The following is a 20,736-nucleotide window of genomic DNA, read 5'->3' on the forward strand; positions in this document are numbered from 1 at the left end:
CCGAGCGCCGATGCGCGGGAGGCCGACCACGCCGGTGTCAGCCTGCCCGACGACGGTCCGCGGACAGATCTAGAGTCTGGCCGATGAAGACGGGGAGACGGGCACGTCCAGCGATGCTCGCCGCGGCGGTGGGGCTGCTGCTGGTGGCGGGATGCGACGCGGCAGCCGTGGACGAGACGCGTGGATGCCAGGAGCAACGACAGGCCGACGAGGCGAAGGTCCGGGTCAGCCGCTGGGATCCGCCGGAGGACCTGCCGCATGTCGGTGAGTACTCGGAGATTCACTGGCAGGCGCGCGCGTTGAGCGATCCGTGCTCACGGATGCCGGGTCCGACGGACTGGGAGTACCAGGGCGTCATCGTGCTGGGTCCGCAGGACGCGCACAGGTTGGCCGAGCAGTTCGCCTTCGTGCCGTTCGCATCCATCGACCCGGCTGAGCTGCGGCACTCGCACACGCCTACGGACGTGCGACTGGACCTCGTACCGTTCCTCCCGGCCAAGCCGCGCTGGCTGCACAGCGAGATCTACAACGAGACACTGCCGTCGACACGTAGGCGGGTGGCCTTCCTGGACCTGGAGCATCGAACGCTCCTGTTCATGCTCAACGACCACTAGGGGGCTCAGATCCGGCAGCCGGTGCGGCATCGGTGCTGTAGGCGGGCGTGGCGGCCGACTCGGCCGGGGCGTTCGGCGCCGGCCTCGGTGCCTTGACCGTAGCGGTGATCAACCAGGCGAGCGCGGCCAGCAGCGCCACGAGGCCGGCAGGGACCAGACCCCAGGGGAGGGCACGCGGCGACAACGTCCATGCCTGCCGGGTGTCGGCGAGTACGCGTGGCTGCCGAGCCGAGGCCGGGACGGCCACCTCCCACTCGTACGCGCTGCTGGGCTCGTCGTCGATGATCTTCCAGGACTCCTGGACGTCGACGCCGTGGATCGGCCCCTGCTGCCCGCGGCCGCCGCGGGTCCAGTTGCCGACGCACCGGCTGTGCATGGCCTCCAGCCGATCGTGGGTCACATAGCAGTGATCGACGGTCGCCCGGCTCTGGTCGGCGGGCCACGAGCCGGCCACCCAACTCAGCATCCCGAGGAGGGCCAGGCCCACGACGACGACCGCCGTGATTCGCACCTTGACCGCAATCATGGCCGTGCTCCCTTGTTCGAGTCCTGGTCTGCCGGACAGGTGGGCGTGCGGGCCGTCCGACGAGGACGGCCCGCACCAGGCGTCAGCCGTTGGTGCCCGTGATGAGCCGGAAGACCGCGCCGCCGGTGTAGCCGCTCGTCCTCCAGGTCTCCATCAGTTCGTAGATCTTGCTGATGGCCGTGTAGTTGTTCTTCTCGCCCGAGGCGCATGGACCGCTACGGCTCTGCTGGTCGCCTTCGAGAATGCCGTAGGCCTTGTTGTCGAGCTGGCTGAACAACGGCCCCCCGCTGTCGCCCGCCCGGGCGCACACGTCGGTGTTGATCCCGACGTCCTTCGACAGGACCCGGCCGCATCGTGTGCCGACCAGGTAGCCGTCGCCGGCGCCCGAATCGTACGACTCAGGGTAGTTGGCAGTGTCGGATCCACTTCCGGACGCGCAGACGATCCACCCGGAACCGATCGCGCTCAGCGCGTGGTAACCGTTGATGGTCACCCGTGCCTCGGTCGCCTGGTTGCCGCACGGTGTGTCGGCGTTGCTGTCCTGACCGCCGTTGCGGCAGTACTTCAGCACGCTGTTCCGGTAACCCGTACCGCCCCAGTTCTCCAGCCAGGCACCCGACTCGGTGCCACTGATGTAGTTGAGGAACGCGAAGTCGTACGGGTAGGAGTTGACCTCCATGTAGTAACCGCCGGCGACACCGTGCGGGTTCAAGATGTTGTACCCGTTGTGGTGCACCTTGACGGTGTTGGTCTTGCCGACGACGCAGTGACCGGCTGTCAACACCCATCCCCAGCCGTTCACGTCGCCGCCGCCCGACCGGACGTTGAACCCTGCCGTGCAGCCGCCCGTCGTGCCGTTGTCGCGCCTGATGTTCAGACGAAGACCACCCCGCATGCCGCCGTAGACCGACTTGCAGTAGAGCGGATGGCAGGTCCCCCAGTCGATGTAGGGCGTGTAGGACTGCTTCGGCTCCGGCAGGACACGCCGCTCGACGGCGGTCGGCACCATCTTGACGGCCGCGTCAGCCTTGGATTTCTCCGCCGACACGGCCAGGCGCTGGTCGCCGGGCACGGCTGCCGTCGGCCGGTTCCTACCCGACTTCTCGGCCCAGGTGCCGTTGCTCTTGCTCTCGGCGACCCAGCCCCGCTCCCACATGACAACCGAGTTGTTCTCGGTGTCAACCGAGGTCACGTAGACCGAGTCGGCTCCTTCGCCGACCTGCTTGGCGAGCGTCTCGCGGGTCTGCTCCAACGCCTGGAGGGAGCGCTTGACGGTCCTGGTCCGCACGTGCGCCCGGTCCGGCATGGACGCGACGTAGGCCTCCACGTCAGCAGGCCTGGTCGTCGAGACGACGAGCACACCACCGTTGTCGTGGTCCAGGGACATGCCACCGTAGGACGCGGCGCTCTGCTCGCTGAGCATGGCATGCAGTGCCTGGGCGTCGTTCTGGAGCTCAAGCCGCCGCAGCGCCTCGGCCTCCGACACGCCGAAGGTCTTGACCAGGTACTGCATCGACTCCTTCACCTTGCTCGGGTCGAGCGAGGTGTGGAAGGACGGCACCGCCGCGAACGAGACCGTCGGCACGAAGACCGCAGCTCCCGGTGCGAGGCAGACCGCCATCGCCACCGCGAGCCGACGTACGCCGGGGCGTCGACGATGATGAGTCGGTGGATCGGGTAGAGGGTAGGCTTTTCCGTGGACCTGCACGCATCCTCCAGTGGGTTGAGGTGGGGCCACGGGCGCCGCGTTCCGAGCGCGGCGCCCACCACTTCTCGTGCCAATGATCATTGGCAAAAATGAGTATTGACGGGTGCGTTGAGTCGCGCTGCCCCGAAGGCGACCGTTGGAGCGCCACGGTAGGAGCGAAGTCACTCAAACGACATGGGTGCGCGGCCTGAACGGGCGTTCACGATGACGGCCGAGGTGATCTCTGCACCGTGAATGCGGTGATCAGCCGTGGTGTTCCGGCCGCAACGGGCGGCGTGACGAGTGGCCGCACCGTCGGTCACGGTGGGTGGCATCCGGGCCGGTCAGTGGCAGGCATCTATGCCGCTTGATGGCGCAGGGCCGGTTCTTGCTGTCATCGGCGAGACGGACAAACCCTCGCCACCGCCCCAGCCGAGGCGGGGACGGTGTCATGGCCCCCGCTGAGCAGGATGGGCCCTCGCCACTATTCAGGTTCCACGATCACCAGTTCGCCGACCTGTTCGCCGATCGTGGTTCGTGCCTCGGCCGGCAGCCCCCGGTCGGTGATCAGCACGTCGGCGGCCTCCAGCGGGGCGATGGTGGCGATGCCGATCGTCTCCCACTTGGTGTGGTCGGCGAGCACCACGAGCCGGCGGGCCGCGCCGATGAGGCAGCGGTTGACGCCGGCCTCCAGCAGGTTGGGCGTGGTGAAGCCGGTCCGTGGGCTGAGGCCGTGCACACCGAGGAACAGCAGATCGACGTTGAGCGCACTGATCGCCGCCTCGGCCACCGGCCCGGTCAACGCGTCCGACGGGGTGCGGATGCCCCCGGTCAACACGACGGTCTGGTCGGCGCGCGGGTTCTGGTAGAGCGCGTCGGCCACCGGGATCGAGTTGGTCACCACGGTCAGCCCGCGTACGTCGGAGAGCAGCGTGGCCAGCGCGGCGGTGGTGGTGCCGGCGGAGAGCGCGATGGCCATCCCCGGCTCCACCATCGTCGCCGCCCGCTCGGCGATGGCCCGCTTCTCCGCCTGCTGGCGGATCGACTTCGCGGCGAATCCGGGTTCCTCGGCCGAACCGGGCCCGGCGAGGGTCGCGCCGCCGTGCACCTTGTCGACCAGGCCGCGCTCGGCCAGCACCTCCAGGTCGCGCCGGATCGTCATGTCGGACACGCCGAACCGACTGACCAGGTGACTCACCCGCACCCCGCCACGTTGGCGGATCAGATCGAGGATGGCGGTCTGCCGCTGCTGGGCGAGCATGTGGGGAACCTCCTTCGCGCCGTGACTGTCGTCAGAATCAGGTCCGATCCTCACGGACCACCGCCACCTCACCGGCCGGCAGTGCCAGCTCACCGGCGCAGTGTCCTCCGGTCAACAGCTCGACGCCGTGCACCGGCAGGCGTACCTCGGTGTCGGTGTGGTTGATCGCGAACAGCCAGGTCCGGTCGCCGTCACGGCGGCGGACCACCTCCACCCCGGACGGTGCCGACACCGTCGGGTGGACGCCGGCCTCGGCGAGCAGCCGAGCCACCAGTCGATCGGTCGCCTGCTCGTCCAGCCGGGTGCCGACATACCAGGCGGCGCCGTCGCCCACCCGGTGCCGGGTCAGCGCCGGCACGCCCGGCAAGGGCCCATCGGTGTACGAGGCGAGCACCTCGGCGCCGTCGGGGTGCACCCACTCGGTCCACACGTCGGCGGTGCTGCCGTCGTCCAATCGGACCTGCTCGCCCTCGCGCAGCGGGAAGAACTCCTCGGTCCGGACGCCGAGCAACTCCCGGAACGCGCCCGGGTAGCCACCCAGCCGGATGTGGTCGTTGGCGTCGACGATGCCGCTGAAGTAGGTGACCGCCGCCGTGCCACCGGCCTCGACGTACCGGTGCAGCGCGTCGACGTCGGCGTCCCGGACCAGGTAGAGGGTCGGCACCAGGACCAGCCGGTAGCCGCTGAGGTCGGTCGACGGGTGGACGATGTCGGCGGTCACACCGGCCCGCCAGAGCGAGTCATACAGGGCCTTCAGCCGGTCGGTGTAGGTGACGTCGACGCTGGGGTGCGAATCCAACTCGACACCCCACCATGCCTCCCAGTCGAACAGGATCGCCACGTCGGCGTCCACCCGACTGCCGCGTACCTCCGCGAGGGCCTTGAGGTCCGCGCCGAGCTGGCAGACCTCGCGGAACACCTTGGTGTCCGGCCCGGCGTGCGGCACCAGCGCGGAGTGGAACTTCTCCGCGCCGGCCCGGGAGGCACGCCACTGGAAGAAGAGCACCCCGTCGGCGCCGCGGGCGACGTGCGCGAGGCTGTTGCGGCGCAGTTGCCCGGGCAGCTTGGCCACGTTGCGCGGCTGCCAGTTGACCGCGCTGGTGGAGTGCTCCATCAGCAACCACGGGTCGCCGCCGGCGACGCCCCGGGTGTGGTCGGCGGCGAGTGCCAGCCCGAGGTGCGCCTGCGGGTCGGCGGCGGTCAGGTAGTGGTCGTTGGAGACGAGGTCCACGTCGGACGCCCAGGAGTGGTAGTCCATGTGCTTGATGCCCAAGCCGATCATGAAGTTGGTGGTGATCGGCTGCCGGACCAGCGTCTGCAACACCTCGCGCTCGGCGCGCAGTTGTGCGCGCTGCTCGTCGGAGGAGAACCGCAGGAAGTCCAGCTGCTGCGTCGGGTTGGCGAAGGTCAGCGCGGCGCGCGGCGGGTTGATCTCGGCCCAGTCGCCGTAGCGCTGGCTCCAGAACGCGGTGCCCCAGGCGTCGTTGAGCCGGTCCAGGTCGCCATAGCGCTCGCGCAGCCAGCCGCGGAACGCCTCGGCGCTGACGTCGCAGTAACAGTGCACGTTGTGGCAGCCCAGCTCGTTGGAGATGTGCCACATGACGACGGCGGGATGCTCGGCGTACCGCCCGGCGACCGCGCGCACCAGCTCCAGCGACCGCTCGCGAAACACCGGTGAGCTGGGGCAGTACGCCTGTCGTCCCCCCGGCCAGAGGATCGCGCCGTCGGCCCGGCGGGGCAGCGTCTCCGGGTGCTCGTGGGCCAACCACGGCGGTGGGCTGGCCGTGGCGGTGGCCAAGTCGACCTGGATGCCGCCGTCGTGCAGCAGGTCCAGCACCCGGTCCAGCCAGCCGAACTCGAACCGCCCCGGGGCGGGCTCCAGCAACGCCCAGGAGAAGATGCCGACGGAGACCAGGTTGACCCCGGCCTGGCGCATCAGGTCGACGTCCTCGGACCAGGTTTCCTCGGGCCACTGCTCGGGGTTGTAGTCGCCGCCGAAATAGATGCTGTCACCCTGCCATCGCCGCATGACAGCTGAGGCTGCACCCGCCAGACCACCGAAGTCAACAGGTTCCAACATCGAGCTTCTTTCCAACGTTTACCAGGTAACGGCCGTGTCACGACTGGGTTATCAGAGGCGAACTGCCCTCTTGACAGCGCCCGACCGCAGGGTAGCTTGAGGCCCCAATGGCCGTTCGTGTTCGCCAATGTGGATTCTCGGTGGATCTCAATGTGTGATCACAACGCTGGACCTGCCTTCACCACCCTGAGGCCCTTGGGCGTAGCTCCTTCTCATCCGCAGGAGGCACAGATGTCCCGTCCCCAATCCCAAGCCGAGTACCTGGCTCGGCTCGTACCGCCCTCAGTCGCCGGCATCAACCGACGATCGTTGCTGGCCGGCGCGGCCGGCACAGGCGCGCTGCTCGGCACCGGCCTGCTCACCGGCTGCGGCGACGACTCCGGCTCCGGCGGGTCCAGCAAGGACGTCTCGCTCGGCTCGAACCAGTCCGACCCGAAGCCGAAGGACGTCCTGGTCAAGGTCACCGACGGCTTCAAGACCTCCTCCGGCGTGCAGGTCGCGGTCAATACGGTCGACCACAACACGTTCCAGGAGAACATCAACAATTACCTACAGGGCAAGCCGGACGACGTATTCACCTGGTTCGCCGGCTACCGGATGCGCTTCTTCGCGCAGAAGGGCCTGGCCAGCGACATCAGTGACGTGTGGGGCAAGCTCTCCGGCTACTCCGACGCCTTCAAGAAGGCATCCACCGGCGACGACGGCAAACAGTACTTCGTACCGGCGACGTACTACCCGTGGGCGGTCTTCTACCGCAAGTCCGTGTGGCAGCAGTACGGCTACCAGGTGCCCACCACCCTGGACCAGCTCACCGCGCTCACCACGCAGATGAAGAGGGACGGCCTCATCCCCATCGCCTTCGCCGACAAGGACGGTTGGCCGGCCATGGGCACCTTCGACATCCTCAACCTGCGCATCAACGGCTACCAGTTCCACATCGACCTGATGGCCGGCAAGGAGGCCTGGACCTCCGACAAGGTCAAGAAGGTCTTCGACACCTGGGCCGGCCTGCTCCCCGCGCACCAGCCGGACAGCCTCGGCCGCACCTGGCAGGAGGCCGCGCAGTCGTTGCAGCAGAAGAAGAGCGGCATGTACCTGCTCGGCCTCTTCGTCGGTCAGCAGTTCAGCAACGAGGAGCAGAGCGACCTCGACTTCTTCACCTTCCCCGAGATCGACCCGGCCATCGGCGCCAAGGCGCTGGACGCGCCGATCGACGGCTACATGATGGCCCGCAAGCCCAAGAACGAGGACAACGCGCGCAAGCTGCTGGAGTACTTCGGTGGCAAGGACGCTGCGGACATCACGGTCAAGAACGACCCGGCCACCCTGGTGGCCAACACCAGCGCGGACGTCAGCGGCTACACCGCCCTGCAGAAGAAGGCCGCCGAGCTGGTCGGGTCGGCCACCGAGATCGCCCAGTTCCTCGACCGGGACACCCGGCCGGACTTCGCCTCGACGGTGATCATCCCGGCGCTCCAGCAGTTCATCAAGAACCCCAAGGACATCGGCGGGCTCACCTCGTCCATCGAGAACCAGAAAAAGTCGATCTTCACTGACTGACGGCGGAAGGGGGAGGACATCGTGTCCGACCTGCCCCTGATCCAAGCGGATCGCGCCGTGCCGCCGCCGGCGACGACCACCTCCACGGGTGGCCGTCGCCGACGGCTACGGCTCCTGTCCCGCACCGACCGCGTGGTCATCACGCTGATGGTGCTCGTCCCGCTGCTGCTCGTCACCGGGTTCGTCTGGTTGCCGGCGGCGGCCACCGTGCTGCTCTCCGGCACCAACTGGGACGGCATCGGCCCCTTCAACGAGATCGAGTTCGTCGGCGCCCGCAACTACAGCGACGTGGTGACCATCTACCCGCCGTTCGTACCGGCGATCCAGCACAACCTGCTCTGGCTGGCAGCGCTGTTCGTGGTCGCCACCCCGTTCGGCATGTTCCTGGCCGTGCTGTTGGACAAGGAGCTGCGCGGCAGCCGCTTCTACCAGACCGCGCTCTACCTGCCGGTGGTGCTCTCACTGGCGCTGATCGGCTTCGTCTGGCAACTGCTCTACTCCCGGGACCAGGGGCTGATCAACGCCGTCTTCGGCAGCAGCATCGACTGGTACGGCGACTCGAACGTCAACATCTGGGCGGTGATGGTCGCCTCCGGGTGGCGGCACGTCGGGTACATCATGCTGCTCTACCTGGCCGGCCTGAAGGGCGTCGATCCGTCGCTGCGCGAGGCCGCAGCGGTCGACGGCGCCTCGGAGAGCCGGGCGTTCTTCCGGGTCGTGTTCCCGGTCATGCGACCCATCAACATCATCGTGCTGGTGGTGACCGTGATCGAGTCACTGCGCGCGTTCGACCTGGTCTGGGTGGTCAACAAGGGCCGCAACGGGCTGGAGCTGATCTCCGCGCTGGTCACCCAGAACGTGGTGGGTGAGGCGAGCCGGATCGGCTTCGGCTCGGCGCTGGCAACGATCATGCTGGTCGTCTCGCTGGTCTTCATCACCATCTACCTGGCGACCGTGATGAGGGAGAACCGGGAATGAGCACCGCGACCGTCACCCGGCGTACCGAGGGCGGGGCCGACGTGCCGCCGCGGCGCCGCAAGATGACCCCGTTACGGATACTGCTGCACGGCTTCCTCATCGTCGTCTCGCTGGCCTGGCTCTTCCCGATCGCCTGGGCGGTGCTGACCTCGCTGCGCTCGTACGACTACACCGCCGCGAACGGCTACGTCTCCTTCGGCGGCTGGACCTTCGACAACTACGTCACCGCCTGGCGGACGGCGGAGTTCGGGCAGCACTTCCTCAACTCGGTGTACATCACCGTGCCGGCGGTGCTGCTGACCCTCTTCCTCGCCTCCTGCGTGGCGTTCGTCATCGCCCGGTTCAGTTGGAAGCTCAACCTCGTCCTGCTGGGGATCTTCACCGCGGCCAACCTGCTGCCCCAGCAGGCGCTGCTCATCCCGCTGTTCCGGCTGTTCACCGAGGTGCCGCTGCCGGAGTTCATGAGTGACTCGGAACTGCTCTACGACAGCTACTGGGGCCTGATCCTGATCAACGTGGCCTTCCAGTGTGGTTTCTGTGTCTTCGTGCTCAGCAACTACATGAAGGCGCTGCCCCGTGACCTGTACGAGGCGGCGATGGTCGACGGGGCGAGCATCTGGCGACAGTACTGGCAGGTCACCATGCCGCTGTGCCGGCCGGCCCTGGCCGCACTGGCGACGCTGGAGGTGACCTGGATCTACAACGAGTTCTTCTGGGCCACCGTCCTCATGCGCACCGGCGACAAGTTCCCGGTGACCAGCTCGCTCAACAACCTGCGCGGTGAGTTCTTCACCGACAACAACCTGGTCTCGGCGGGCAGCGTGCTCGTCGCGATCCCCACCCTGGTGATCTTCTTTATGCTCCAGCGACACTTCGTTCGGGGCCTGACCTTGGGAGCCTCCAAAGGATGACGATCCTGCACCTGCGCCGCGCGCGGACCAGCCTGGTGCTCGACGCGCGCGGCCCGGGGCTGCCCCGGGTCGTGCACTGGGGCGGCGACGTCGGCGACCTCGACGACGACGGCCTGCGCCAGCTCACCGACGCGACCGTACCGCCGGTGGTGCCGAGCAGCTTCGACGAGCCGACCGTGCTGTCAGTGCTGCCGGAGGCGAGCGCCGGCTGGAGCGGGCGGCCCGGCCTGGCCGGGCACCGCGACGGCGCCGGCTGGTCCACCGCGTTCCGGCTGGACGGTCTCGACGTCGACCAGCCCGCCGACGGACCGGGGCGGGTGACCGTGCGAGCGTCGGACCCGGCCGCCGGGCTGACAGTGACCATCGAGATCACGCTCGACACGTACGGCCTGCTGACCGTTCGACACCGGCTGCGCAACGACGGCGACAGCGCGTACGAGCTGCGGGAACTGACGCCGGTGCTGCCGGTGCCGGCGGTCGCCACCGAGCTGCTCGACCTGACCGGCCGGTGGTGTCGGGAACGGTCCCCGCAGCGGCACCCGTGGCAGCACGGCACCTGGGTCCGCGAGGGCCGGCACGGCCGCACCGGGCACGACGCCACACTGCTGCTGGTGGCCGGCACCACCGGGTTCGGCTTCGGCCACGGCGAGGTCTGGGCGGTGCACACCGCCTGGAGCGGCGACCACGTCACGTTCGCCGAACGTCGGCCCACCGGCGAGTCCACCCTCGGTGGCGGCGAGCTGCTGGCCCCCGGGGAGGTCCGGCTCGGCCCCGGCGAGTCGTACGAGACTCCCCTGCTCTACGCGGTCTGGTCCGACGTCGGACTGGACGGGCTCAGCGACGTGCTGCACACCCACCTCCGGGCCCGCCCCGAGCACCCGCACTCCCCCCGCCCGGTGACCCTCAACGTCTGGGAGGCGGTCTACTTCGACCACGACCTGGACCGGCTGCGGACGCTCGCCGACCGGGCCGCGCAGATCGGCGTGGAGCGGTTCGTGCTCGACGACGGCTGGTTCCGCGGCCGGCGCGACGACACCGCCGGGCTCGGCGACTGGTACGTCGACGAGGGCGTCTGGCCGAACGGCCTGCAACCGCTGATCGAGCACGTCACCGGCCAGGGCCTCCAGTTCGGCCTCTGGGTCGAGCCAGAGATGATCAACCCCGACTCGGACGTGTTCCGCGCGCATCCCGACTGGGTGCTCGCCGTGCCGGGGCGGCTGCCGCCGGCCTGGCGTCATCAGCAGGTGCTCGACCTGGGCCGCCCCGAGGCGTACGACTATGTGCTGGAACGACTCGACACGCTGCTCACCGACCACCCCGGCATCCGGTACCTCAAGTGGGACCAGAACCGGGACCTCACCGAGGCCGGGCACCATGGCCGCCCCGGGGTGCACGGGCAGACCCTGGCGGTCTACCGGCTGTTCGACGAGTTGCGCAATCGGCACCCGGGTGTGGAGATCGAGAGCTGCTCGTCCGGCGGGGCCCGGGTGGACCTGGCCATCCTGGCGCGTACCGACCGGGTCTGGGCCAGCGACTGCAACGACGCCCTGGAGCGGCTCAGCATCCAACGCTGGACGGGGCTGCTGCTGCCACCGGAGCTGATCGGCACCCATGTCGGCCCGGAACGCTCGCACACCACCAACCGCGTACACGACCTGGGTTTCCGGGCGGCGACCGCGCTCTTCGGCCACCACGGCATCGAGTGGGACATCGCGTCGATCAGCGCCGCCGAGCAGACCGAGCTGGCCGCCTGGGTGGCGCTGCACAAGCGGCTGCGCCCGCTGCTGCACGCCGGTCGGGTGGTGCGGGTCGATCACCCGGACCCGGCCGTCTGGGCGCACGGCGTGGTCGACCACGACAAAACCCGAGCGGTGTACGCGGTGGCCCGGCTGGCCACCTCGGTGACGCAGGTGCCCGGCGCGGTGCGGCTGCCCGGCCTCGACCCGGGCCGGCGGTACCGGGTGCGACCGGTGTCGGGCGTACCCGCCCCGGCGAGCATCGACCTGTCCCCGCCCACCTGGCTGGCGGACGGTCTCACCCTCAGCGGGGCGGCGCTGGCCCGGGTGGGTGTGCAACTGCCCGCCCTGCACCCGGAGCAGAGCCTGGTGCTGGAGGTCGACACCGTCGACTGAAAAGATTCTGGAGAATCTTCGGCCGGGGTGTCGAGAACGGCGGGGCCGGCTTCTACCTCAGGGTGAGAGCACCGACGACGGTGCGCAGGCGTGAGGAGCCAACCATGAAGTACATGCTGCTGATGCAGTTCAGCGCCGCCGGGAGCGACTTCCCGAGCATCGACACCTGGACCCAGGACGAGGTCCGGGCGCACATCGCCTTCATGGGCGAGGTCAACGCCAAACTGACCGCCGCCGGTGAGTGGGTCGACGCGCAGGGCCTCAGTGGCCCGCAGCAGGCCCGGATCGTCCGGGCCGGTGAGGGCGGGGCACCGGTGGTCACCGAGGGGCCGTTCGCCGAGACGAAGGAGTTCCTGGCCGGCTTCTGGATCATCGACTGCGAGAGCCCGCAGCGGGCCGTGGAGTTGGCCGCGCACATCTCCACGGCGCCCGGCCCCGGCGGCCAGCCGCTGAACATGCCGATCGAGGTGCACCCGGTGATGTCCGCCCCAGCACAGGAGTTGTGAGGGCTGAACACCGATCCCCGCATCGAGGACCTGCTGCGCGAGTTGGCGCCGCAGGTCCTCGGCGTGCTCAGCCGCCGCTTCGGTGACTTCGCGACGGCGGAGGACGCGGTGCAGGAGGCGCTGCTGGTCGCCGCCACCCAGTGGCCGACAGAGGGGCTACCGGCGAACCCCCGTGGCTGGCTGATCCAGGTCGGCTACCGGCGGATGATCGAGCTGGTCCGCGGTGAGCAGGCCCGACGACGCCGGGAGGACCTGGTCGCCCGCCGGGATCCGGACGACCAGCGGTACGCGCCAGCGCCGGACGAGGAGTTGACCGCCGAGCGGGACGACACGCTGGTCCTGCTCTTCCTCTGCTGCCACCCGGCGCTCGCGCCGACGTCGGCGGTGGCGCTGACACTGCGCGCCGTCGGCGGGTTGAGCACCGCCGAGATCGCCCGCGCGTTCCTGGTGCCCGAGGCGACGATGGCGCAGCGGATCAGCCGGGCCAAGCAGCGCATCCGGGCGTCCGGGCTGCCGTTCCGGATGCCCGAGCCGGCGGAGCGGGCGGACCGGCTGGTCGCCGTACGACAGGTGCTGTACCTGGTCTTCACCGAGGGGCACACCAGCACCACCGGGCCGGACCTGCGCCGCGTCGACCTCGCGGCGGAGGCGATCCGGCTGACCCGCGCGCTGCACACGCTGCTGCCCAACGACAGCGAATCGGCCGGGTTGCTGGCGTTGATGCTGCTCACCGAGGCACGCGGCCCGGCGCGGACCGGGCCCTCCGGCGAGCTGATCTCACTGGCCGATCAGGACCGCAGCCTCTGGGACGCGACGGCGATCGCCGAGGGCATCGCACTGGTGACCCGGGCCCTGCCGCGCGGACCGGTCGGTCCGTACCAGGTGCAGGCCGCCATCGCCGCCCTGCACGACGAGGCATCGAGCACCGAGCAGACCGACTGGCCGCAGATCCTGGCGCTCTACGGGGTGCTGGAACGCATCGCCGGCAGCCCGGTGGTGGCCCTCAACCGGGCCGTGGCGACGGCCATGGTGCACGGACCCACCGCCGGCCTGGCCGCCCTCGACGCGTTGACCGACGACCCCCAGTTGGCCGGACACCACCGGCTGGCCGCCGCCCGCGCCCACCTGCACGAGATGGCCGGTGACCAGGCCCAGGCGATCACCGACTACCGGATCGCCGCCGCCCGCACGAGCAGCCGCCCCGAACAGCTCTACCTGACCATGCGGGCAGCCCGACTGGCAGCGGAGTTCGTTGATCTCCCGTGAAGACAGAGATCAACTGGTTCCCGCGGCGCGACCCACCAGCTTCACCCGCCACAGCTGGCAATCTTGGACAGTTTCCGTCAGCGCGGAACGGAAAGTGTCCAAGATCTACCCTGCGAGCCGCTCCCACTCCACTACCCGGGGACGGCGGCGCGGCCCACAACGGCAGCGCGGCCCACAACGCCAGCGCCGCCACAACGGCGGCCGGCCACAACGGCAGCGCGGCCCACAACGCCAGCGCCGCCACAACGGCGGCCGGCCACAACGGCGGCACGGCCCACAACGGCAGCGCCGCCAGCGACGGCCGCGCCGCCAGCAACAGCGGCGCGGGTGGGTGGGTGGGTGGGTGGGTGGGTGGGTGGGTGGGGTGTGCCGGGCCCGCTTTGGAGCTGATGCCGTAAACGATTCATCCACTGGGCCGGGCGCAGGGCGTCGGGCGCAGGGCGTCGGGCGCAGGGCGTCGGGCGCAGGGCGCAGGGCGCAGGGCGATGGCGAAGTCTGATTCGTCAACGGGATCTGGTTCGTTGGCGGGGTCTGCTGCGTCGCCACAACCGATTCGTTTGTGACATCAGCTCCAAAGGCGGTCTGTGACAGATGCCGAGGCCGCGCGGACGCCAACCACGGGCCGCACGGACGCCACACGACGGGCCGGCCGGATGCCCACGCATCGGCCGCATGCCCACGGGTCGGCTGGATGCCCACGGATCGGCCCGACGTCGACAGGCCGGCCGGGCGGGGACATCGCTGGCACTAGCCTGGATGGCGACGGGTTCATCGACCACGAAGGACCAAGGGGACGAATGGCGTACGTGCTGCTGGGGATCGCCATCCTCGCCGAGGTGGTGGCGACCAGCCTGATCAAGAGCACCGCCGGGTTCAGTCGGCTCTGGCCGACGGTGGCGTGCCTCGGCGGCTACGCGCTGGCGTTCCTCCTGCTGGCCCAGGCCGTCAAGGAGATCCCCGTGGGCGTGGCGTACGCCCTCTGGTCGGGTCTGGGCACCGCGGCCATCGTGGCGATCGGGGCGGTGTTCCTGGGTGAGTCGGTGGGGCTCGCCAAACTCACCGGCATCGCGCTGATCATCGCCGGGGTGGTCATCGTGAACCTGGCCGGGGAGCACTGACCAGGACGGTTCCCGGTGGTCGGGTCCGGCGCGGACCCGACCACCGGTCCGACGGTCAGCTCGCCGTGCAGCTCACCACCGGCAGGCTGTTGGTGCCGGTCCAACTGCCGAGGAAGCCGAAGCTGGCGCTGGCCCCGGCGGCCAGCCGTCCGTTGTAGTCCGTGTTGCGGGCGGTCACCGTGGTTCCGCTGCTGGTGAGTGCCACATTCCAGGACTGGGTGACGCGCTGGCCGTTGGCGAAGGTCCACCCGGCGGACCAGCCGGTGATCGCCCTCGCGCCAGCGGTCACCCGTACCTCACCCTGGAAGCCGCCCTGCCACTGGTTGGTCACCGTGTACGTCGCCGTGCAGCCACCGGCCGGCGGGGGCGTGGTGGGCGGCGGCGTGGTGGGCGGCGGCGTGGTGGGGGGCGGGGTGGTCGGCGGAGGGGTGCCGCCGAAGACGCTGGCCTCCCGGGCGGTCTGCCGGATGCCGTTGACGCCGTTGAAGAGGCGCTGACCCCAGTCGGTCAGGCTCGCCGGATTGAAATTGGTGGCCAGGTCGAGATACTCGACGCCGCCGCCGTTGCCGCTCCACGACCAGCCCAGCCAGCCGATCCCGTTGGCCTGGCTGTACGCGAGGATGGTGTCCTCGTCAGGGTTCCCGTCGGAGTGGTTGAAGCCGAACTCACCGACCACGATGGGCAGCCCGGCGGTGCGGAACCGACCCAGGTAGTCGCTGATCTCCGCGGCGGTGTCGAACACCCCGTACATGTGGATGGAGAACACGGTGTTGCGGGCCGGGTCGGCGGCGAAGACCGACGCGGCGTTGTCGCGCATGGTGAACGACCAGTCCTGCCCCCAGTTCGGCGCGTCCACCATGATCGTGTGGGTCAACCCGCCGGCCCGCAGGCGCTTGATCGCATTGGCGTTGTCGGTGGCCCACGAGGCGTAGTTCTGGTTGCCGTACGGCTCGTTGCCGATGTTGACGATGACGTACCTCTCCTGGCCGACGAGGACGTCGGCGAGGCTGAGCCAGTAGTCGACGGCGCGGTCGAGGGTGATCGCGCCGCTCTGCTCGCCGTACCCGGTGGTGTCGTGCACCTCCAGCACGCAGATCAGTCGGTTGGCCTTGCAGAGCGAGATGACGTTGGCGACGTCGGCGTTGGTGTTGCGGGTCCACCGGTCGCCGCTGGAGAGCACCACCCGCACGGTGTTCGCGCCGAGCGCCTTGACGTCGGCGAACGAGCTGGTCTGCTGCGGGTACCAGGTGTGCGCGTGGTTGACGCCGCGCATGATGAATTCGGCGCCGTTGGCGTCGTACAACTTGCCGCCAGCGACGGAGAAACCAGCCGCGGCGTGCGCCGGCTGGCCGAACGCCAGCACGGTGACGAGCAACGCGAGCACTGTCGCGCCGGCGGCGGAGAGTCGAGTCTTCATGGCCTTCCTCAGGGAGGACCCCCGGTGCCCGACAGGGGTGGGGACTAGACAGGGGAAGGCGGCTGCAGCCCGGCAGCCGCGCCCGGCTCCCGGCGCAGGCATCAGCGTAGGACGATGGATTGCTCCTCGCAACCGGTTCAGTTGACGGGCCCGCAGCCCGGACAGCCGCAACGGCCCACGCGGACGCGGGCCGTCACGGGGCGGTCATCCCCACCACAGGATGTGCGCCACACCCGGCTCTTAACCGGTTAAGAGCGACGGTAGGCAGACGGCCGGGATCCGTCAAGCATTGCGCAGCCGAACCGGACGGGAGGGTTGACCGCCGTGCACCGGGGTATCCCGGGAACGATCCGTCAGCGAGAGGGGATACCAGGATGGTCAGCGTCGGCTACACACTGATGGGCGAGCAGGCCGGGCCCAAGCAGCTGGTGGACCATGCGGTACGGGCCGAAGCGGCTGGTTTCGACCAACTGGTGATGTCCGACCACTACTACCCCTGGCTGGACTCCCAGGGCCACTCCCCGTACGCCTGGTCGGTGCTCGGCGCGGTCGCCCACGCCACCTCCCGCGCGGAGCTGATGTCCTTCGTGACCTGCCCGATCCGCCGCTACCACCCGGCCGTGGTCGCGCAGAAGGCCAGCACCATCGGGGCGCTCTCGGACGGTCGTTTCACCCTCGGCCTGGGCGCCGGCGAGAACCTGAACGAACACGTGGTCGGCGGCTGGCCGCACGTCCAGCAACGGCACGAGATGTTCGAGGAGGCGTTGCAGATCATCCGGCCGTTGCTCAACGGGGAGACGCTGACCTTCTCCGGCAACCACTTCGACGTGCCCGACGCCTACGTCTGGGACCGCCCGGACCAGCCGGTGCCGATGGCCATCGCCGCGTCCGGTCGACAGTCCGCGACGCTGGCCGCCGAGTACGGCAACGGCCTCATCTCCACCGAACCCGACCGGCACATCATCGAGATGTACGACGACGCCGGGGGCGCCGGTCAACCCCGCTACGGCCAGGTCGCCATCTGCTACGGCCCCGACGAGGCGGAGTGCCGCAAGATCGTGCACGACCAGTTCCGCTGGTTCGGCATGGGGTGGAAGGTCAACGCCGACCTGCCCGGCCCGGAGTCCTTCGCCGCCGCCACCCAGTTCGTCCGGGAGGAGGACGTCGCCGAGGGCATCTCCTGCGGCCCGGACGTGGACGCGCACGTCGAGGCGTTCCGCAAGTTCGTCGACGCCGGCTTCACCCACGTGGCGATCATTCAGGTGGGTGGGGAGACGCAGCCGATGTTCCTGGACTGGGCGCAGGAGCAGCTGCTGCCCCGGTTGCGCGAGCTGTGAACCAAGGCGCGGCACCCCGGCCGCCCGGGTCGACCCGCCGCAGCGCCGTCGGCCGGTTCGGGCCGGCCGAGCTGCGGCTCGCCATGGCCGCGCCCCGGCCAGCCGGCGGGCTGACCAGCGACTGGCGGGTCGTCGACGGACTGCGCACCCACACCCGCCGCAGCGCCGATCCGGGGACCGGGGCGCCACCCGTGGTGCTCGTGCACGGACTGGCGGTCTCGCACCGGTATCTCACCCCGCTGGCCGTCGCGCTCGCCACCACCCATCAGGTGTACGTGCCGGACCTGCCCGGCTTCGGGCTCACCGAACACCCCCGGGGCGCGTACGACGTCCGCCGGCACGCCGACCACCTGGCCGCCTGGCTGGCCGCGTACCAACTGCCGCCGGTCTGCCTGCTGGGGCACTCGTTCGGCGCGGAGGTTGCCGCCGCGGTCGCAGCGACCCACCCCGACGCGGTACGCGCGCTGGTGCTGGCCGGACCGACAAGTGACCCGGCGGCCCGGTCCCGACGGGGCCAGTTCGGTCGTTGGCTGGTGGACACTCTGCGCGAGGCGCCGCTACAGGCCCCGATCCTGGTGCGGGACGTCTGGAACGCCCGGCCCTGGCGGGTCCTCGCCACGCTGTCGCACTCGGTGCGCAACACCATCGAGGCGGACCTCGTCCGGGTCAGCGCGCCGACCGCCGTCGTGACCGGCGACCGCGACCCGGTCGTGCCGCAACGGTGGCGGGACGAGGCGACGCGGCTGGTGCCGGAGGCGGCACTGGTGGTCGTTCCCGGCGCCGCGCACAACGTGGTCACGACCGCCCCGACTGCCGTCGCGGACGCGATCCGGCACCTGCTCGCCCCTCATCCCGCACTCACGGACAGGTGAACGTCATGCGCTTCGGCAACACGGAGATCCGCCCGCTCGGCGGGGGCCTCGGCTGCCTCCTGATGATCCTCTTCTCGATCGTGGCGTCGGTGGTGCTGACCGTCCTGCTGAATCTGGTGCTCTGAGGACCGGCGGCGTCAGCCGGGAGACAGCTCCAGCGTGGCGAGCAGCGGATAGTGGTCGGAGGCGGTGGCCGCCGCGCCGTCGCGGATCACCCGACAGTCGTGCACGCGTTGCGCCACCGCCGGGCTGCCGAGCAGGTAGTCCAACCGCATCCCGGCGAACTCGGCCCCGCCTAGCCGGGTGGGCACGGTGTGGCCGGCGGCCTCCGGCGCGTCGATGTTGCCCGACGGCCAGAGGTCGACCAGGCCGGCCGCGAGCAGCCGGGCGATCGCGCGGGTGTCCACGGCGCCGCCGGAGCGACGCAGGTGCCGCCGCCGGTAGAGGATGGGCATGCCGGCCAGCCGGGCCGTGTGGTCGACGGTCGGGTCGAGCGAGTTGAGATCACCGGTGACCAGCGTCAGCTGCCCCCGGTCGCGGCGCATCGCGGCGACCAACCAGTCGACTTCCATCCGCCGCCGGCCCCCGGAGTACGGGTAGAGGTGGGTGCCCAGCACGGTGAACGGGCCGGCGGACGTGGCCACCACGACCCGGGCGGCTGCGTGGTGGAACGGACGACGCACCGACCCCGCGTCGACGACCCGGTACGGCGGCCGGACCAGCACGGCCACCGGTTGCCCGAAGCAGGACCGGGCCAGGTGGGGCGTCATCCCCACCCGGCCCGCCACGCTGGCCATCAGCCCGTCCCGGTCGAAGCCGCGCAACTCCTGCAGGGCCAGCACGTGCGGTGCCTGCTCGTCGACGACCTGGACCACCTGATCCAGCCGGTCGAGGCCGCCGCGGTCCCGCCCGCCGGTACGGATGTTCCAGGTCATCACCCGCAGCACGTCGGCGGCGCCTAGTCGGCTCGGCCGGCCCGCGCCAGCTCGTCGTCCAGGCTGCCCACGTCCTCCGACTCGATGGCCGGTCGGTTGCCTTCCTTCAGGTCCTCGTTCGGTCGGATCACCAGGTAGAGCAAGCCGATCCAGAGCGCGGAGAGCAGGATCGCGCCCATGAAGTCGGTCGGGTGGTGCATGCCCCGGTACATCCGGGAGGTGGCCACCCCGACCGGCATGAGCACGGCCAGCGCCACGAAGATCCAACGCCACCACCGGTCGGTACGCGGGAACACGACGAGAGTGATCGCCAGCCAGACGCAGATCGTGGCCGCGATGTGCCCGGACGGGAACGACGAGGTGGGCATCTGCCCGTCCAGGTTCTCCACCGGCGGACGCGGCCGGTCGACCGCGCGGGCCGACGCGAGGAAGAGGGTCAGCTCACCCACCATCGCCAACGCCACGAAGAGCACCGGGCGCCAGCGCCGCCACACCGCCAGCACCAGCGGGCAGAACACCAGCGAGATCAGCAGGATGGCATGGGTGTCACCGAACTTGCTCCACCACCAGCTGACGTCGGTCAGCACCTCGGTGTGCCGCTCGGCGAACCACTGCGGCACCTTGGTGTCGAGGGTGTCGAAGAAGGTGCCCTTGGCGTGGTAGCTGACGTACATGCCGAAGCCGTACAGCGCCCCGAACACGATCACCCAGCCGACCAGCAGCTCGGCCACCGCCGAGCGGGGGTGGGCCAACACGTGCTCCTCGGCCGGGGCGGGGGCGATGTCGTGCCCCGCCTCCGGCTCCAGGCCCTCGGTCAGCGGCGGCACCGGCCGCCCCCGCTCCCGCCGCCACAGTCGGAAGGCGTACGCGGTGACGCCCAGCCAGGCGGCCCCGAGCAGCCAGGCGGCCAGCACGTCGGAGACGAAGTGCACGCCCAGCGCGATCCGGGTCAGCCCGACCAGTGCCACCAGCACACCGACGCCGACGATGGCCGGCTTGCGCCAGCGGGGCGCCATCGCCGGCAGGAACACCAGCAGCAGCGCTCCGTACGCGACGAACGAGCCGAGCGCGTGCCCGCTCGGGAAACTGTTGCCGGGCGCGCTGGCGATGGGCACGTCCACGACCGGGCGGAGCCGGCCGACAAGCGTCTTCAGTGACGGGTCGAGGATCAGGCCACCGACCCCCGTGATGATCAGGTAGACGGCGAGTCGGGGCTGCCGTCGGATCAGCAGCCCGACCACGGCGATGGTGACCAGCCAGATGAGGATCGGTCGGCCGCCCAGGTCCGTCACCGCCTGGAGCACGGTGACCAGCGCGTGGTGCGGGGCGACGAGCCCGTTGAACCACTCGGCGAGCCCGTGGTCGACATCCTGCAACGGGCTCCACTGCACCCGGACGAGCAACAACAGCAGCCCGAAGGCCACCCCGGCACCGGTGACGGCCACCAGACCGGCAATGCTCCGTTCGGCGAAATGACCGATCGGACGGCGCGCCACCTCTTTGACCGCGGTCACCCCGCACCTCCCTTATCTGTCT

At 70.0% G+C, this 20,736-nt stretch carries 17 protein-coding genes; 10 read left to right on the top strand and 7 right to left on the bottom strand.

Annotated elements, in window-relative coordinates; genetic code table 11:
• The first annotated feature begins 83 nt into the window (after positions 1–83).
• Positions 84–614 carry a hypothetical protein gene (locus ABTW72_RS15795; RefSeq protein ID WP_350859280.1) on the top strand — a complete coding sequence of 177 codons (531 nt, stop codon included), beginning with the start codon at positions 84–86 and terminating at the stop codon, positions 612–614.
• Here ABTW72_RS15795 and ABTW72_RS15800 read toward each other — a convergent pair.
• The 4 genes from ABTW72_RS15800 to ABTW72_RS15815 form a co-directional block, all read right to left on the bottom strand.
• On the bottom strand, positions 601–1,140 hold the full coding sequence (locus tag ABTW72_RS15800; protein WP_350859283.1) for a hypothetical protein: 540 nt from the start codon (positions 1,138–1,140) through the stop codon (positions 601–603). The two genes, ABTW72_RS15795 and ABTW72_RS15800, sit on opposite strands and share 14 nt — an antisense overlap.
• Before the next feature lie 82 nt (positions 1,141–1,222).
• Positions 1,223–2,725, bottom strand: a complete 1,503-nt coding sequence (locus ABTW72_RS15805; RefSeq protein WP_350859286.1) for a chymotrypsin family serine protease — start codon at positions 2,723–2,725, stop codon at positions 1,223–1,225.
• A gap of 586 nt (positions 2,726–3,311) precedes the next feature.
• Positions 3,312–4,088 (bottom strand): DeoR/GlpR family DNA-binding transcription regulator, encoded by a 777-nt coding sequence (locus ABTW72_RS15810; RefSeq protein ID WP_350859289.1) that lies wholly within the window; start codon positions 4,086–4,088, stop codon positions 3,312–3,314.
• Between the two features lie 37 nt (positions 4,089–4,125).
• Positions 4,126–6,117, bottom strand: a complete 1,992-nt coding sequence (locus ABTW72_RS15815; protein ID WP_350859291.1) for a beta-galactosidase — start codon at positions 6,115–6,117, stop codon at positions 4,126–4,128.
• 282 nt (positions 6,118–6,399) lie between these two features.
• Between ABTW72_RS15815 and ABTW72_RS15820 the strand changes: the two genes are divergently transcribed.
• The 7 genes from ABTW72_RS15820 (at position 6,400) to ABTW72_RS15850 (ending at position 14,639) form a co-directional block, all read left to right on the top strand.
• On the top strand, positions 6,400–7,728 hold the full coding sequence (locus ABTW72_RS15820; RefSeq protein ID WP_350859294.1) for an ABC transporter substrate-binding protein: 1,329 nt from the start codon (positions 6,400–6,402) through the stop codon (positions 7,726–7,728).
• A gap of 21 nt (positions 7,729–7,749) precedes the next feature.
• On the top strand, positions 7,750–8,706 hold the full coding sequence (locus ABTW72_RS15825; protein WP_350859297.1) for a carbohydrate ABC transporter permease: 957 nt from the start codon (positions 7,750–7,752) through the stop codon (positions 8,704–8,706).
• A complete protein-coding gene (locus tag ABTW72_RS15830; RefSeq protein ID WP_350859300.1) occupies positions 8,703–9,617 on the top strand; it encodes a carbohydrate ABC transporter permease in 915 nt (304 codons plus the stop codon). Before ABTW72_RS15825 ends, ABTW72_RS15830 begins: the two co-directional genes overlap by 4 nt.
• Positions 9,614–11,749 carry an alpha-galactosidase gene (locus ABTW72_RS15835; RefSeq protein ID WP_350859303.1) on the top strand — a complete coding sequence of 712 codons (2,136 nt, stop codon included), beginning with the start codon at positions 9,614–9,616 and terminating at the stop codon, positions 11,747–11,749. Before ABTW72_RS15830 ends, ABTW72_RS15835 begins: the two co-directional genes overlap by 4 nt.
• A gap of 104 nt (positions 11,750–11,853) precedes the next feature.
• Positions 11,854–12,255, top strand: a complete 402-nt coding sequence (locus ABTW72_RS15840) for a YciI family protein (protein ID WP_350859306.1) — start codon at positions 11,854–11,856, stop codon at positions 12,253–12,255.
• 3 nt (positions 12,256–12,258) lie between these two features.
• On the top strand, positions 12,259–13,521 hold the full coding sequence (locus ABTW72_RS15845; protein ID WP_350859952.1) for an RNA polymerase sigma factor: 1,263 nt from the start codon (positions 12,259–12,261) through the stop codon (positions 13,519–13,521).
• A gap of 797 nt (positions 13,522–14,318) precedes the next feature.
• A complete protein-coding gene (locus ABTW72_RS15850; RefSeq protein WP_112585076.1) occupies positions 14,319–14,639 on the top strand; it encodes a DMT family transporter in 321 nt (106 codons plus the stop codon).
• A 55-nt stretch (positions 14,640–14,694) separates the two neighbouring features.
• Here the strand turns inward: ABTW72_RS15850 and ABTW72_RS15855 are convergent, their stop codons facing one another.
• A complete protein-coding gene (locus ABTW72_RS15855) occupies positions 14,695–16,056 on the bottom strand; it encodes a cellulase family glycosylhydrolase (RefSeq protein ID WP_350859309.1) in 1,362 nt (453 codons plus the stop codon).
• A gap of 374 nt (positions 16,057–16,430) precedes the next feature.
• Here ABTW72_RS15855 and ABTW72_RS15860 point away from each other — a divergent pair, with 374 nt between their 5' ends.
• Complete coding sequence (locus ABTW72_RS15860; RefSeq protein ID WP_350859312.1) at positions 16,431–17,393, top strand: TIGR03557 family F420-dependent LLM class oxidoreductase; 963 nt, start codon at positions 16,431–16,433, stop codon at positions 17,391–17,393.
• Positions 17,390–18,265: an alpha/beta fold hydrolase gene (locus tag ABTW72_RS15865; RefSeq protein WP_350859315.1), complete on the top strand. Its 876-nt coding sequence runs from the start codon at positions 17,390–17,392 to the stop codon at positions 18,263–18,265. The genes ABTW72_RS15860 and ABTW72_RS15865 overlap by 4 nt, the downstream gene beginning before the upstream one ends.
• Positions 18,266–18,402: 137 nt before the next feature.
• Here the strand turns inward: ABTW72_RS15865 and ABTW72_RS15870 are convergent, their stop codons facing one another.
• Entirely contained in the window at positions 18,403–19,212 is an 810-nt protein-coding gene (locus ABTW72_RS15870) for an endonuclease/exonuclease/phosphatase family protein (protein WP_350859318.1), read from the bottom strand.
• An 11-nt stretch (positions 19,213–19,223) separates the two neighbouring features.
• Entirely contained in the window at positions 19,224–20,714 is a 1,491-nt protein-coding gene (locus ABTW72_RS15875) for a phosphatase PAP2 family protein (protein WP_350859320.1), read from the bottom strand.
• Positions 20,715–20,736: the final 22 nt, after the last annotated feature.

Source organism: Micromonospora sp. NPDC127501, from assembly GCF_040302185.1.
GTDB lineage: Bacteria > Actinomycetota > Actinomycetes > Mycobacteriales > Micromonosporaceae > Micromonospora.

Excerpts from the sequence above, each read along its gene's own strand:
- ABTW72_RS15795 (WP_350859280.1), top strand. The coding sequence starts at position 84 with ATGAAGACGGGGAGACGGGCACGTCCAGCGATGCTCGCCGCGGCGGTG.
- ABTW72_RS15850 (WP_112585076.1), top strand. The coding sequence starts at position 14,319 with ATGGCGTACGTGCTGCTGGGGATCGCCATCCTCGCCGAGGTGGTGGCG.
- ABTW72_RS15840 (WP_350859306.1), top strand. The coding sequence starts at position 11,854 with ATGAAGTACATGCTGCTGATGCAGTTCAGCGCCGCCGGGAGCGACTTC.
- ABTW72_RS15810 (WP_350859289.1), bottom strand. The coding sequence starts at position 4,088 with ATGCTCGCCCAGCAGCGGCAGACCGCCATCCTCGATCTGATCCGCCAA.
- ABTW72_RS15820 (WP_350859294.1), top strand. The coding sequence starts at position 6,400 with ATGTCCCGTCCCCAATCCCAAGCCGAGTACCTGGCTCGGCTCGTACCG.
- ABTW72_RS15815 (WP_350859291.1), bottom strand. The coding sequence starts at position 6,117 with ATGCGGCGATGGCAGGGTGACAGCATCTATTTCGGCGGCGACTACAAC.
- ABTW72_RS15860 (WP_350859312.1), top strand. The coding sequence starts at position 16,431 with ATGGTCAGCGTCGGCTACACACTGATGGGCGAGCAGGCCGGGCCCAAG.
- ABTW72_RS15800 (WP_350859283.1), bottom strand. The coding sequence starts at position 1,140 with ATGATTGCGGTCAAGGTGCGAATCACGGCGGTCGTCGTCGTGGGCCTG.
- ABTW72_RS15835 (WP_350859303.1), top strand. The coding sequence starts at position 9,614 with ATGACGATCCTGCACCTGCGCCGCGCGCGGACCAGCCTGGTGCTCGAC.
- ABTW72_RS15830 (WP_350859300.1), top strand. The coding sequence starts at position 8,703 with ATGAGCACCGCGACCGTCACCCGGCGTACCGAGGGCGGGGCCGACGTG.
- ABTW72_RS15855 (WP_350859309.1), bottom strand. The coding sequence starts at position 16,056 with ATGAAGACTCGACTCTCCGCCGCCGGCGCGACAGTGCTCGCGTTGCTC.